General features: G+C 40.6%; 12 protein-coding genes. 9 read left to right on the top strand and 3 right to left on the bottom strand.

All coding sequences use genetic code 11. The features are described 5' to 3' along the window. Window positions 1–333: 333 nt before the first annotated feature. From FPQ10_RS12260 to FPQ10_RS12285, 6 genes are all read left to right on the top strand, one after another. Entirely contained in the window at window positions 334–762 is a 429-nt protein-coding gene (locus tag FPQ10_RS12260; protein ID WP_144163784.1) for a hypothetical protein, read from the top strand. Between the two features lie 330 nt (window positions 763–1092). Further along, the gene (locus FPQ10_RS12265) at window positions 1093–1425 is read left to right on the top strand and encodes a glycine cleavage system H family protein (protein WP_144163785.1); all 333 of its coding nucleotides are present in this window, start codon (window positions 1093–1095) and stop codon (window positions 1423–1425) included. A gap of 6 nt (window positions 1426–1431) precedes the next feature. Continuing rightward, window positions 1432–2223: a protein-ADP-ribose hydrolase gene (locus tag FPQ10_RS12270; RefSeq protein ID WP_144163786.1), complete on the top strand. Its 792-nt coding sequence runs from the start codon at window positions 1432–1434 to the stop codon at window positions 2221–2223. 9 nt (window positions 2224–2232) lie between these two features. After that, window positions 2233–3117 (top strand): SIR2 family NAD-dependent protein deacylase, encoded by an 885-nt coding sequence (locus FPQ10_RS12275; RefSeq protein ID WP_144163787.1) that lies wholly within the window; start codon window positions 2233–2235, stop codon window positions 3115–3117. A gap of 20 nt (window positions 3118–3137) precedes the next feature. Continuing rightward, window positions 3138–4190 (top strand): lipoate--protein ligase, encoded by a 1053-nt coding sequence (gene lplA / locus FPQ10_RS12280; RefSeq protein ID WP_144163788.1) that lies wholly within the window; start codon window positions 3138–3140, stop codon window positions 4188–4190. A gap of 15 nt (window positions 4191–4205) precedes the next feature. Beyond that, window positions 4206–5210: an LLM class flavin-dependent oxidoreductase gene (locus FPQ10_RS12285; RefSeq protein ID WP_144163789.1), complete on the top strand. Its 1005-nt coding sequence runs from the start codon at window positions 4206–4208 to the stop codon at window positions 5208–5210. Between the two features lie 312 nt (window positions 5211–5522). On the opposite strand, the gene FPQ10_RS12290 is transcribed toward FPQ10_RS12285, so the two are convergent. The 3 genes from FPQ10_RS12290 to FPQ10_RS12300 all read right to left on the bottom strand — a co-directional run bounded on the left by FPQ10_RS12290 (window position 5523) and on the right by FPQ10_RS12300 (window position 10809). Next, a complete protein-coding gene (locus FPQ10_RS12290) occupies window positions 5523–7589 on the bottom strand; it encodes a catalase (protein ID WP_144163790.1) in 2067 nt (688 codons plus the stop codon). Between the two features lie 195 nt (window positions 7590–7784). Continuing rightward, window positions 7785–9236, bottom strand: a complete 1452-nt coding sequence (locus FPQ10_RS12295) for a carbon starvation CstA family protein (RefSeq protein WP_144163791.1) — start codon at window positions 9234–9236, stop codon at window positions 7785–7787. Window positions 9237–9435: 199 nt separating this feature from the next. After that, complete coding sequence (locus FPQ10_RS12300) at window positions 9436–10809, bottom strand: DHA2 family efflux MFS transporter permease subunit (RefSeq protein WP_144163792.1); 1374 nt, start codon at window positions 10807–10809, stop codon at window positions 9436–9438. A gap of 262 nt (window positions 10810–11071) precedes the next feature. Here FPQ10_RS12300 and FPQ10_RS12305 point away from each other — a divergent pair, with 262 nt between their 5' ends. The 3 genes from FPQ10_RS12305 to copZ are packed head-to-tail and all read left to right on the top strand — an operon-like array spanning window position 11072 to window position 14007. Beyond that, entirely contained in the window at window positions 11072–11374 is a 303-nt protein-coding gene (locus FPQ10_RS12305; RefSeq protein WP_144163793.1) for a metal-sensing transcriptional repressor, read from the top strand. A 12-nt stretch (window positions 11375–11386) separates the two neighbouring features. Beyond that, a complete protein-coding gene (locus FPQ10_RS12310; protein WP_144163794.1) occupies window positions 11387–13771 on the top strand; it encodes a heavy metal translocating P-type ATPase in 2385 nt (794 codons plus the stop codon). Between the two features lie 32 nt (window positions 13772–13803). After that, the gene (gene copZ, locus FPQ10_RS12315; protein ID WP_144163795.1) at window positions 13804–14007 is read left to right on the top strand and encodes a copper chaperone CopZ; all 204 of its coding nucleotides are present in this window, start codon (window positions 13804–13806) and stop codon (window positions 14005–14007) included. Window positions 14008–14230: the final 223 nt, after the last annotated feature.

Consider the following 14230-nt stretch of genomic DNA (forward strand, 5'->3'; position numbering starts at 1 on the left):
TCTGTTTTTAAAAATGCAATTCAAAACATTGGAGAAGTCTTTGTATTTTTAAAAAGAGCAATTATGAAATTGATTCTATTAATAAAAAAACTGATAAAGTTAAAAATGACATAAAAATCTTAAGAATTAATGAACCTTCCTTTAATGAAGTTCAAGCAAAACTATATGTCGAAGGTGCCATAACGCAGCAGCCGGTGCTCGTGTGGTGATGAAAGGTACAAATGCAGTAGTTTTAGATGCTAAACAAAATATAAATAATGTTTCTTACATGAAAAAACATTGGAAAGTCTTATTGGACCTACTAATAAATTTTGTAGAAAGTTGGTTTATATAATGTATAAACTCAATTTAATAGATATTGATTATCAATTAAATGGAAATAAAATATCCTTATCCGTTGAAAAGTTCAATTCTCTCAATAGTTGTGAATTGACTGTTACGTTTAACGGATTATTTCATAATACATCACCTAAGTGGGATGTTCCGAAAGAAGATCTTGATGGTTTTATAGACAGGTTAAAAATTATTCCTTCAAAAGACGAGGTACTCTCCTTTCACCCCATGATAGAACCAGGTTTAGAAGTTTACATTATAAATGACAACCCTCATTATAAAGATATGCTTAAAATGATTTTCGTACTCGATTCTGGTCTTCTTGGTACCAGTCGTGCCACAACATCCTCTGGTGATGCATTTTGTATTACTTTAAATAGCAATGAAATTGAAGAATTTTGTAGACAATATGATGAAAATATAAGATAAAATTTCAAAGTGATTAAACACTCTCAGGATAGAGCTATCAATATAGTTCTATCTTGTTTTATTGAGTAGAAGGAAGTTAATCACGGAAATAGCGACATACCAATTAAGTTAACGAACTCTTATAGCACTGGTTGGATCTAATCCATTTAAAGGTTCATCGAGTATCAAGAGTTGGGGTTATTCAAAATCGCCATGGTTACAATAAAGTAAATGATATTAAATCAGTTTTCTATATTAAATATAGAGAGGTAATTGCTTTTATAAATTTTAATTCTGATTATGTTATACTGAAATTGTAACAACTAACGATCTTAGAGGGGGATCTTTACCATGAAAAAAAGAGCAAATTTCTTATTCATTGAAAAGCAGGATGATGTGTATACAGTCAGTATGACACCAGAATTACAAGACGATATCGGAACGGTTGGATTCGTTGAATTCGTCGATGAAGACAATGTAAAGAAAGATGATCCAATTTTAAATTTAGAAGCTTCAAAAACGGTCTTGGAAGCTTATTCCCCGTTAACCGGAAAAGTTGTCGAGCGTAATGAAAAAGCGGTAAGCGAACCAGCGTTATTGAACTCTGCAAAAACGGAAGAAAATTGGTTAATTAAACTTTCCGATGTAGATGAAGCGGAATTTAACCAATTGGAAGACGCTTAAGAACTTATGTTGAATCAAGAAGATAGATTAGATTATTTGATTAGATATCTATTAGAAGAAAAACCAAATGGACAAGAGTTAGCACAGTCCGAACTTAACTCGATGGATGAAAAATTCGAGCTGTTTCGTGGCTTATGCAATATTCGTGAAGTCAAACCAGTTAGTGATGAATTCATCGAGGTCCAAGATGCTTTTTTAACTGAGTGGAATCATGACCGGAAGATTACTCGAATAGAAAGTTTGAAACCGCTTCAGCCTCAGATTTATTTGTGGAAGGGCGATATTACGACGCTTGCGGTGGACGCGATTGTGAATGCGGCGAATAGCCGGCTATTAGGGTGCACGCAAGCGAATCATGATTGCATCGATAACATCATTCATACGCGGGCTGGCGTTCAGTTGCGATTGGCATGCCATGAGATCATGACTAATCAAGGTCGGATGGAAGCGGCTGGGAAAGCAAAAATAACGGATGCGTACAATTTACCTTCCTCGTATGTCATTCATACGGTTGGCCCATTCATCGATGAACGCGGCGTTTCCCCAATAAAAGAACAACTGTTGGCATCGTGTTATTCGTCTTGCTTAAAGTTGGCTGATGAACAAGGACTGGATACGATTGCGTTTTGCTGTATCGCGACAGGTGAATTCAATTTTCCAAATGAGCGGGCAGCCGAGATTGCGATTCAAACGGTGGAAGAGTATCTATCAAAATATAAATCTAAATTAAACGTAATCTTTAATGTGTTTTCTGAAGAAGATCAATCAATATATGAAAACTTATTAGCGAACGAATAGGAGATTTTTATGCAAAAGCTTAACTCTTTTTGGCAAACATCGACACAAGATGCTTCTTTATCCCAAGCAGATCTTTTAACGCAACTGATTGACGAAGCCGAAGCGGTCGTCGTCGGAATCGGTGCGGGAATGTCTGCAGCGACGGGATTTACATATGTAGGGAAGCGATTCACGGATGCATTCCCTGATTTCATAGAAAAATATCGCTTCTTCGATATGCTGCAGGCGAGCCTGTTTGAATTTGAGGACCGAAGAGAATACTGGGCGTTTCAAAGTCGATTCTGTCTATTAAACTATTTTGACCAGCCTGTCGGACAAGCTTATGTTGATTTGAAGCAGATGTTGGCCGATAAAAACTATCATGTCATTACGACAAATGCGGATAATGCGTTTTACGCTGCAGAGTACGATATGGACAAAGTTTTCCGGATTCAAGGCGAATATGGCTTATGGCAGTGCACAAAACATTGTCACCAACAAACGTATCAAAATGAAGCATTGATTCGCGAGATGGCTGAGAAACAATCCGACATGAAAGTGCCGGAAGAGTTGGTACCGTACTGCCCGGAATGCGGCGCACCTCTTGAAGTGAATAAGCGGACAGAGGAGAAGGGGATGGTCGAAGATGGCCATTTCCACGAACAAAAAGAACGCTACGAACAATTTTTAGAAGAAAACAAAGATAAAAAGGTGCTTTATTTGGAAATTGGCGTGGGTCATACAACACCACAGTTCATCAAGCATCCTTTTTGGAAAATGACCGAGGAAAATGAAAAAGCGCTGTTTGTAACGATGAATCAAAAGCAATATTTTATTCCACATGCGATTCGTCCGCAAACGATTCAGTTGGATAATGATATTGCTGAGATTTTTCAAGAAGCAGCGAACAAGTAACTCACATTGGGGGATGACCGATGTATTTAATTGAACCGAAACGAAATGGTCAATGGGTGTATGATCCAGGCGTATCCATGGCCATTCAAGATTATGTGAAGGATCATATTTTCTTGGATGATGATGTGATGTTTCCTTATATGATGGATCCTGTCGTCCAAATTGGGAAATACCAAAATGCGTATGAGGAAGTCAATCAACCGTATATGGACGATCATGGCATTAAAATCGTTCGCCGAGTGACAGGTGGCGGGGCGGTTTATCTCGATGATCGAAATATGAGCTTTTGTTTCTTGATTGACGTGAATCAATCAAATGATATTTTCGGGAATTACAAACGATTATACGAACCTGTGATTGAGGCATTGAAAAAACTAGGTGTCGATGAAAACTTGCTTGAACAAAAGGGACGAAATGATTTAGTCCTTGATGGCAAAAAAATATCCGGCGCAGCGATGACTGTTGAAAAGGGACGCGTTTATGCGGGCTATTCATTGTTAACGGATCCCAACTATGAGGCGATGGTGTCTGCGTTGAATCCAAACATGAAAAAGCTCGAATCCCATGCTATTCAATCAGTACGTAGTCGCGTTGGCTCCATTCGCCCTTACTTAGCACCGGAATATCAGAACATGACCGTTTGGGAGTTTACTGATTATATGCTTTGTGAGCTGTTAGGCATTGATGATGTCAGTGAGGCGAAGCGCTACGAATTAACGAAGGAAGACTGGGCGAATATCGATCAGTTAACCGCTGAAAAATATCATAATTGGGACTGGAATTATGGACGCTTCCAGCAATTTGAATATAAGATGACCGAGCGCTTCCCGGTTGGAACCATAACTGTAGGTTTGGTTGTGAAGCAAGGTAAAATAGCTGACGTACAAATTACCGGTGATTTTTTCGGGAAAAAAGATACGAAAGAAATCGAAGCTGCGTTAAAGGGTGTCCGTTTACGTAAGGCGGATGTTTTGGAAGCTCTACAGCCGTTTGATTTAAGTGATTACTTTGGAAACATTTCAACCGAAGAATTTGTCAGCTTTTTAATGAGTGAAAAAGTGCCAACAACATAAGAAAGAAGAATGCACATGGTACGATTAGGAATTTTAGATTATGCACAAATTGATGAAGGCAGTGATGCCAAGCAGGCATTGGAAAACTCAGTCGAGCTCGCACAGTTGGCTGAGTCGCTTGGGTTTCAACGATTTTGGATGGCTGAGCATCATAATGTGCCTGCTTTTGCCTGTAGCTCGCCAGAACTGATGATGATGCGGATTGCGAATGCGACTGATCGGATCCGCGTTGGCTCAGGTGGTGTGATGTTGCCGCATTATAGTCCGTATAAAGTTGCGGAAAATTTTCGCATGCTTGAAGCAGCTTACCCAGGGCGAATTGATTTAGGGATTGGCAACACGATCGGAACGAAAATTGTCAATCAAGCGTTGAATGAGAAAAAACAAGGAAAGCTCAACTATGAACAAAGCATCACTGATTTGAAAGTTTACTTCAATGACGATGCGAACGAAAGTCATCGTTTTAACGGAATTTCGGCGAACCCGGTAATCCCGACCGTGCCACAAATGTGGGTGTTATCGACAAGCGTCAAAAGTGCGAAGATGGCTGCTAAGTTAGGCATCGGTTATACGTTTGGCCTGTTTCCAGCACCAGGAACCGATAAATTTACAGTTGGTGTTAAAGCTGCCGAAACGTATCGAGCTGAATTTGAGCCGTCACCATTTATGCCGAAACCTAATGTTTCGATTGCACCTTTTGTTGTCATCGCCGAAACAAACGAAAAAGCGGAGGAGTACGCTGAAGCCTTGGATTTTTGGTTACTCGGAATAGACAACTTTAGTTATGTCAAACAATATCCGTCGGTGGAAACCGCGCGAGCATATAATTATTCGGATGAAGAAATGACGACGATCGAAGAAAATCGGACACGCATGATTGTAGGCGATCCAGCACGAGTTAAAGAACAGCTCGATCAATTGATTCGTGATTTTCAAGCCGATGAAGTACTGTTGATTCCGCTCATGCCAGGATTGGAAGTACGCAAACGAGCGATTGAGTTGTTGGCTGGGTTGTTTTGATTTAAAGAGAGCAAGAGAAAGTGAGTGCAGAGCTCATATTCCTCTTGCTCTTTTTATTTGGAAGATGGCTGATTTAGCGGATGGAACTGATTTTTCGACGGCTTGATTCGGTTTATCAACGGCTGCGAACGATTATTCGACGGCTTTCGCTCTTTTATCGGCGGTTTCACCCGTTTTATCGACGGCTCCAACTCTTTTTTCGACGGCTTCACCCGTTTGATCAGCGGCTCTAATTCTTTTACAGTAGTTGAATTCCTACCATCAAAAAAACAGGACAAAGGCCCATTCACCTTTGTCCGGTAGTAAAAATTGTTAAACTCTATCCCAAAATCGTTGCTTCGCGATTGCGTCGAGAAGGTCTTCCACAAAGTTGGTCGATTCGTCAGCGGATAAAACACCTGACAAATTATTTTCATCATTTGACGGGATGAAGGTCTTGGCTTCTTTCGACACTGCGATTGGTTTATAATGTTCGTACGTTTGTTGAATAAAGCTTTTCACGCCTTTATCGAACTTGTCTTGCTTTTTCGCTTCTCCACCTACGACATACAATCCGTCATAGAGAACAGGATGCGCAGTTGTAAAGGTTTGCTGTGGTTCTATTTCCATTCCGTTTGAGCCTTTTACGGGTGCAAGCGATTCACTGATCAAATCATAAAATACGTTATTTTCATCAAATGCTTTTAGGACCTCTTTTACCTCGCTATCCTGAAATCCATTGCCGATAATAATACCTATTTTTTGTGTTTCAGCAGAGAATGTTGAATTCATCATGCTGAGTGCAGGTGATGATCTCGACTCGGACACATGTGTACCAGATGGTGGATTGACACCTACTGCATTCGCGATTGCCGTCGCCATTTCGGTATCGACGTTTCCGAGTGTATCAACTACTTTTTGACGAATGGTTTTGTCTTTAACTTTTCCGATATGAAAGTTGAAGGAGTTGATCAGATCTTCTCTTTCTACAGTCGATAAGCTGTTCCAAAAGAGTCTGGCTTGAGAGAAATAGTCATTGAATGAATCGCTCGGTACTTCTCTCGTTTTTTCACCTTCGACTTTTTCAGGATAGTTGACATAGCCGCCTTCCTCAGCTGAAGCTTCAGCAGGTGTGTTATTTGCAACATCATTTTTCTGATAATGCACCATGTCGGAATCAATTCGGTGTCTTTGATAACCATCACGGTTATTGTAGTTTCTTTCTGCAATCGGTTTGTTGACAGGAATGTCATTAATATTGGCCGAGTTTTGGCGATACAGCTCTGTATCTCTATAGGCAAAAGCCCGACCTTGTAAGACAGGGTCGTTCGTAAAATCGATTCCAGGAACGACGCTTGCTGGGTCGAAAACGGATTGCTCTTCCTCTGCAAAGAAGTTGTCGACGAGTCGGTTCAACGTCATTTTTCCAATCGGCTGAACTGGAACGTCTTCTTCTGGCCATAGTTTCGTATCATCTAATATGTCAAAATCATAGTTAAACTCATTTTCCTCATCAATAAGCTGAACACCTAACTCATACTCTGGATAAGCGCCATTTTCAATCGCTCGAATGATGTCATGTCGGTGAAAATCCGGATCAACTCCACCGATGAGATTCGCTTCCTCCAACAGCAATGAATGAACACCAAGTTTTGGAGTCCATTTAAATCGAACGAACGTTGATTTTCCTTCCTCATTGATGAAGCGGAATGTATTGATCGGCCAGCCTGCCATTGTACGCCAGCTTCTTGGACGACCGCGCATCGACATTAACCACATGACCATATGTGTAGATTCTTGGTTACTGCTCATATAATCCCAGAAGTTATCATGGGCAACGGTTGCTTGAGGTACGTGCGATTTGGGATTTGGTTTGGCTGCGTGAGTAACGTCCATAAACTTCATCGCATCTGACAAAATAAACACTGGGAATTGTAGTGAAAGGGAGTCGTAGTTTCCTTCTTGTGTATAAAATTTCACCGCAAATCCTCGAATATCGACTGCTGTGTCCTTGGAACCTTTATTTCCTACAAAATTAGAAAAACGCACAAATACAGGCGTTTTCTGTCCTGCTTCCTGCAAGAAATCAGCTTTTGTAATATGTTTCATTGATTCATAGGTTTCAAATTCACCATAAACACCGAACCCTCTTGCGTGTACGACTTTCTCCGGAATTCGCTCTCTACTGAATTGGGTCTGTTTTTTATAAAAATGAAAGTCTTCAAATAGTAATGGACCACGCTTACCAGCTCTAAGTGACGTTCGGTCATTGGATACTTTGGCACCCGTATCGTCAGTCATCTTTTTATTCGAGCCGGTATTTTTTTGACGATACTGATTGAGTTGCTCCTGTTTTTCATTTTTCCCTTGTTGTTTGTTCCGATCTTGCTCTTTTCCCACTGTATCACCTCTTTGAAAGAATTTTTAATGCAAAATCTTCAGACGAATGACTGAAGACAACCAACAGATGAGTAGTTGGCAATCCATGGTATTCATTTTCCCAGGTGGGTGGAATATAAACCGAACGGTTGAGAAATAAGACTTTGTATTTATTAAAAAAACTGACCGGAAATCATATTCCAGTCAGTTTTAAATTTATGCTGCATCATCAAAAGATGGAGCGACTTGATCGACAACCAAGTTTTCTCTTCGATTTTTGTTTCCTTTCCAGAAAAAAGCTACCGTAATGATAACAGTCATGATCATTCCACCGGTATGCGCAGATTGATAGGATAAACCGAATCCTAAATTGCTATCGTATAAAATGTAAGTCAATACCATGTCGGTAATAAACAGAGCCGGGATCAGTGAGATGAAGAAATTTTTCTTCTTCACGAAAAGATACATTGTACCGATCCACAGGGCGAGTGCAGCAGTACCCTGGTTAGCGAATGAGAAATAGCGCCATAGAATATTGAAATCGATGGTTGTTAACCAGTACGAAATGAAGAACATCGGAACGGCGATTGCCAATCGTTTCACCATTTTCACCTGATTGATACTTAAATAATCTGCAATGATATTACGTGCTGCTCGGAATGCGGTATCGCCTGATGTAATCGGAAGGACAACTGCACCAAGAACAGCAATTGTTCCGCCGACAGCACCAAGTAATGTCATTGATACTTCATTCACGACAAGCGAAGCAGTTCCTTCATCAATTAACCCTTCTAGACTTTGACCATCGAATAGACTCATGGCAGCAGCTGCCCAGATCATTGCGATGACACCTTCAGCTACCATCATACCGTAAAAAATATAGCGTCCTTGTTTCTCGTTTTGTGTCGTCCGAGAAATCAATGGTGACTGTGTCGCATGGAATCCGGATAACGCGCCGCATGTGATCGTTAAGAATAGAATTGGGAAAATTGGTAGATCATTCGGATGCATATTGGCAACAGAGATTTCCGGAATCGAGTAATCTGAGAATAATAGTGCGACGCCAACACTAATGGTACCGATTAATAATACAGCACCGAGAAACGGATAAACTCTTCCAATGATTTTATCGATCGGCAAAACAGTAGATACAATATAATAAATAAAGATTGCTAGAATAATAACGAATAACGCAACGCGCCCATCAATTAAATTGTGTAAAAGAGAGGCAGGCGTCGTAACGAACACTGTCCCGACCAATAAAAGCAATAATAAGGCGAAAAAGTTTACTAAATGACGTGAAATTTTACCGAGAAATCTTCCGGCAAGGTCAGGAATATGAGCTCCTTTATTCCGTATAGAGATCATGCCAGTTAAATAATCGTGTACAGCTCCTGCAAAAATCGATCCTAAAACAATCCATAAAAAAGCTACGGGACCATATAGCGCACCCATGATCGGACCGAAAATCGGACCGGTGCCAGCAATATTCAATAACTGAATAAGCGCGTTTTTCTGTTTGTTCATCGGGACGTAATCGACACCATCACTGTTCGAATATGCCGGAGGTTGCCGGTCTCCCTCAATGCCAAAAACTTTCTCTACATATTTTCCGTACGTAAAATAAGCAATAATGAGTAATGCGATCGCTAGTAAAAATGTAATCAAAATAGTCACTCCTTGTATGTCTGGTTGGTTGTAAGCGATTACAATAAATATAAATATATCATATCAATAACTGACTAGACAATTAGCAATTTTACCTATATGTAAAATAGTTTGATCAAAAAAGTAGTAAAGAAGGGGGATAATCAGCAAGAGAACATGCATATAAAGGCAATCTCCTCTTGCTTTTTAGTAGATATATTTATTCTTTATTTTTGATAAATATCGAAAGAATGATGCCGGTCAGTGCAAGTAAGGCCATCACTAAAAATGCATAGGTTGTCCCCCAATAGGTGCCAACTCGATACGGTGCATCCATTGTTGCCGTCGTCACACTGATAATGGTCGTAAGCGCGACAATTCCAAACGTCATGGCAAATTGGCGTACTGTGTTAACGATCGCTGACCCGTGAGGAATATCGGCATCATTTAACGCATTCATTCCTAACGTCACTAAAGGCATGAGTGTTAAACCAAAGCCCATCATGAAAAAGCAGAAATAAATCATAATCCAAAACGGTGACTGGTCGATGCCAATGGTATTTAATAGAACGAGAGAGACAAATGTAAATGAGAAACCAATGATACTAATGATTTTTCCGCCATACCGGTCAAATAGATTTCCGGAAACGATCGTAATAACAGATAAAAGAATCGTACCAGGCACTAAGACAAAACCGGATAAGAATGCACTGGCGCCAAGAACATCCTGGGCAAACATCGGTAGAATGGTTTCCGCTGATAAAAGCAACATCATGTTGATGAAAATCAGAATCAATGCGAGACGAAAAGTCGAGTTTTTTATTAATCGAATGTTCAATACAGGTAATCGTAAATGCAATTGACGACGGATAAACAACATAATCGTTAACAGACCGATGATCATTGGAAAAATCACGAGCGGGTCGCCGAAGCCCGTTACGCTAATTCGGCTCATGCCAAAAATGAATACGGAAAATCCGATTGCTGAAAATGCAATCGAGAGAAAGTCCAATTTCTCTTCTTGGTTATCCAGTACATTTTTCATTTTAAACATAGCGAAAACGAGTACAATCCCAACAAGAGGCAATAATATCCAGTGCAGTGAGCGCCATCCAAAATAATCGATAACGATACCAGAAAGGGAAGGAGCCGAAGCAGGGGCAACATTGACGACTGCACCTAACAGGCCCATCGCGAATCCTCGTCGTTCATAGGGAAAAACTTTTAATAGAATTGTCTGAACTAATGGGAGTATAATCCCGGCACCAATCGCTTGAACGACTCTGGAGGCAACTAACATGCCAAAGTTCAGTGAATAACCGCCAATAATAAGGCCTACTACTAAGCAAGAGAGAGAAAAGACGACGAGGCTTTTGGCTGAGAATGTATTGGATAAGTAACCCGTTATTGGAATGAAAACAATGGTCGTGAGTAGAAAAGCGGTCGTGAGCCATTGAACTTGTGTGGCGTTTACTCCAAATTCATCCATAATTGTCGGGTAACCCGTTATTAATAAAAATTGATTAAACGTAAATAAAAACGCTGTTGCCATGATCACAACAACGACAGCTTTATGTTCGATTCTTTTTGTCATTCATGTTTGAACTCCCTTCAACGGCTAATAGATCAGTTTTATGTATTAAAATGAAACGCTCTTTTCCAACAATTAATTGTATTGTTTCATAGACTGTTCACTACGTCCAGATTATTTTTGGAGATACAATTGAATAAAAATACTATCGGAAAAAAGGCGGTTCATCCAATTGATATCGCAAGTATTTTTCAAGACGTTTCCATTGACTTAAATACCATATGGGGGTATGGTATAAGTATAAACGAAAAGGAAGTGGTGTAAAATGACTGATTTTTTACATGACAAACCAGCAAAACCTAGAACTCAAGATGAAAAGCAGGCGGTTATGAACCGTTTGAAACGAATAGAAGGCCAAGTGCGTGGCATTCAAAAGATGGTGGAAGAAGATCGGTACTGTATGGATATTTTAGTGCAGATTAGTGCTATTCAATCCGCATTAAAGAATGTCGGTTACTCAGTCACCGAGCGCCACATTAAACATTGTGTCAGTGATGCGATCAAGCAAGGTGAAGGGGAAGACACCATCGATGAGTTGCTGAGTGTCATGCGACAGTTTTCCAAATAAGGGGGGACAACAATGAGTGAAGTGAAACACGAAACGATCGGCGTAACCGGGATGACATGTGCGGCATGTTCGAACCGGGTTGAAAAAGTATTGAACAAAATGGATGGTGTTGAAGCTCAAGTAAACTTGACAACTGAAAAGGCATCCATTGACTATGATCCAGATAAAGCGTCTTTAGACGACATTACAAATAAAATTGAGCATATCGGTTACGGTGTACTCACCGAGAAAGTTGATTTAGATGTTTTCGGTATGACTTGTGCTGCGTGTTCGAACCGCATTGAGAAAGTGTTGAATAAACAAGACGGTGTCTCCGAAGCGTCCGTTAACTTAACGACTGAAAGCGCGATTGTCGAATATAACCCTGGCATGGTTGATGTCCAAAATTTAATTGAACGAATCCAGAAGCTCGGTTATGATGCGAAAACGAAAGTAGAAGCGGAAGAGAAACAATCTCATAAAGAGAAAGAATTGAAACAACAAAAAACGAAATTAATTATTTCGATCATTTTATCCGCACCGTTATTAATGACGATGTTTGTCCATTTATTTAACATGACGATCCCGGATATCTTCATGAATCCGTGGTTCCAGTTTGCCTTAGCGACACCGGTTCAATTTGTGATCGGTTGGCAATTTTACGTTGGTGCGTATAAGAACCTCCGAAATGGCGGCGCAAACATGGATGTGCTCGTTGCATTAGGTACAAGTGCTGCTTATTTCTATAGCTTGTACGAATCCATTAAAACGCTAGGAAATCCAGGATATGAACCACATCTATACTTTGAAACAAGTGCAATTTTAATTACGTTAATTTTATTTGGTAAATACTTGGAAGCGAAGGCGAAAAGCCAGACGACAAATGCGCTTTCTTCCTTATTGAACTTGCAGGCGAAAGAAGCGCGTGTCATCCGGAACGGAGAAGAAACAATGATTCCGGTAGAAGAAGTCGATGTTGGTGACCGTCTCGTCGTTAAACCTGGTGAAAAAATACCAGTGGACGGTAAAGTCGTGAAAGGCCGAACGTCTGTAGATGAATCCATGATTACCGGTGAATCAATTCCGATTGAAAAAGAAGTAGGAACTGAATTGATCGGCTCGACGATGAACAAAAATGGTTCAATCGAAATGGAAGCAACGAACGTTGGAAAAGATACGGCGTTGGCATCGATTGTTAAAGTAGTTGAAGAAGCACAAGGATCGAAAGCGCCGATTCAGCGATTGGCGGATGTCATTTCAGGTTATTTCGTTCCGATTGTCGTTGGCATTGCGATTGTTACATTCATTGTATGGATTTCACTCGTCCAACCAGGTCAATTTGAACCAGCATTGGTTGCGTCCATTGCAGTTCTTGTCATCGCTTGTCCATGTGCGTTGGGACTTGCGACACCAACTTCGATCATGGTTGGAACTGGCCGAGCTGCTGAGAGCGGAATTTTATTTAAAGGCGGCGGACACTTAGAAAGAACACACGAATTGGAAGCGATCGTGTTAGATAAAACAGGTACGATCACAAAAGGAAAGCCAGAAGTTACGGACTTTACCGGTGATGAAGAGACCTTGCAATTATTAGCAAGCGCTGAAAAAGGTTCCGAACACCCACTTGCTGAAGCGATTGTCACTTATGCGACGGAGCAAGACAGCAAATTTGTAGATGTTGACGAATTCAACGCGATTCCAGGTCACGGAATTCAAGCAACCATCACTGGAAAACAAATACTAGTCGGTAACCGGAAATTGATGCAGGATCACAATGTAAATGTAGCTAACTATGAAGAAAACTTAATTGAACTCGAAGCCGACGGAAAAACGGCGATGTTGATTGCCATCGATGGAGAATACCGAGGTACAATTGCAGTCGCAGATACAATTAAAGATACTGCACCCGAAGCGATCCGCGAACTACAAGAGCAAGGACTTGAAGTCATCATGTTGACAGGTGACAACGAACGAACTGCTCAAGCGATTGCAAAACAAGTAGGGATCGATCAAGTCATTGCCGAAGTTTTACCAGAAGAAAAAGCGGAAAAAGTAAAAGAAATTCAATTGCAAGGGAAAAAAGTAGGCATGGTTGGTGACGGCGTGAACGACGCACCAGCATTAGTTGTCGCCGATATTGGAATTGCCATTGGGACAGGTACCGAAGTGGCGATTGAAGCAGCCGATGTAACGATCCTCGGTGGCGAATTATTGCTCATACCGAAAGCAATTAAAATCAGCCACGCATCGATCCGAAATATTCGTCAAAACCTGTTTTGGGCATTCGGTTATAACACTGCCGGCATCCCAATTGCAGCAGTCGGTTTACTAGCCCCATGGGTAGCTGGAGCTGCTATGGCCTTAAGCTCCGTCAGTGTTGTGACAAACTCACTTCGTTTAAAACGAGTGAAATTATAAAGATAAATGAGCTTGAAAGGGAGGTGCACAAAATGGAACAAACCATAAACGTTCAAGGCATGACATGTGGTCACTGCAAAATGTCTGTTGAAAATGCATTAACAGAATTAGATGGCGTTCAGAAAGCAGAAGTGAACCTTGATGCTGGGAATGTCGCTGTAACGTATGATGAAACAAAAGTAGAAGACGCAGCGATGAAAGAAGCCATCGAAGATCAAGGATATGACGTTGAATAAAATATGCAAAGCTGGTTTTCCATATAGGGAAACCAGCTTTTTTGATGGAGAAAATTAATAAAATCTTTGGAAAATGCTATGGAAAGACTCTATACCCCTGAACGGTCGGAGAAAATTGCAGAAACGTCCTATAGGAGGGCTCTATACCCTCGAATGGCCGAAGAAAATTGCAGGAACGTCTTATAGAAGGGCTCTATACCCCCGAATGGCCGAAGAAAATTGC

This window comes from Allobacillus sp. SKP2-8, assembly GCF_007559355.1.
GTDB classification, from domain to species: Bacteria; Bacillota; Bacilli; order Bacillales; family Alkalibacillaceae; genus Allobacillus; species Allobacillus halotolerans.

What these genes read in the sequence shown, in the direction of transcription:
- copZ (WP_144163795.1), top strand. Translation starts at nt 13,804, where the DNA reads ATGGAACAAACCATAAACGTTCAAGGCATGACATGTGGTCACTGCAAA.
- FPQ10_RS12270 (WP_144163786.1), top strand. Translation starts at nt 1,432, where the DNA reads ATGTTGAATCAAGAAGATAGATTAGATTATTTGATTAGATATCTATTA.
- FPQ10_RS12305 (WP_144163793.1), top strand. Translation starts at nt 11,072, where the DNA reads ATGACTGATTTTTTACATGACAAACCAGCAAAACCTAGAACTCAAGAT.
- FPQ10_RS12260 (WP_144163784.1), top strand. Translation starts at nt 334, where the DNA reads ATGTATAAACTCAATTTAATAGATATTGATTATCAATTAAATGGAAAT.
- FPQ10_RS12285 (WP_144163789.1), top strand. Translation starts at nt 4,206, where the DNA reads ATGGTACGATTAGGAATTTTAGATTATGCACAAATTGATGAAGGCAGT.
- FPQ10_RS12300 (WP_144163792.1), bottom strand. Translation starts at nt 10,809, where the DNA reads ATGACAAAAAGAATCGAACATAAAGCTGTCGTTGTTGTGATCATGGCA.
- FPQ10_RS12275 (WP_144163787.1), top strand. Translation starts at nt 2,233, where the DNA reads ATGCAAAAGCTTAACTCTTTTTGGCAAACATCGACACAAGATGCTTCT.
- FPQ10_RS12310 (WP_144163794.1), top strand. Translation starts at nt 11,387, where the DNA reads ATGAGTGAAGTGAAACACGAAACGATCGGCGTAACCGGGATGACATGT.
- FPQ10_RS12265 (WP_144163785.1), top strand. Translation starts at nt 1,093, where the DNA reads ATGAAAAAAAGAGCAAATTTCTTATTCATTGAAAAGCAGGATGATGTG.
- lplA (WP_144163788.1), top strand. Translation starts at nt 3,138, where the DNA reads ATGTATTTAATTGAACCGAAACGAAATGGTCAATGGGTGTATGATCCA.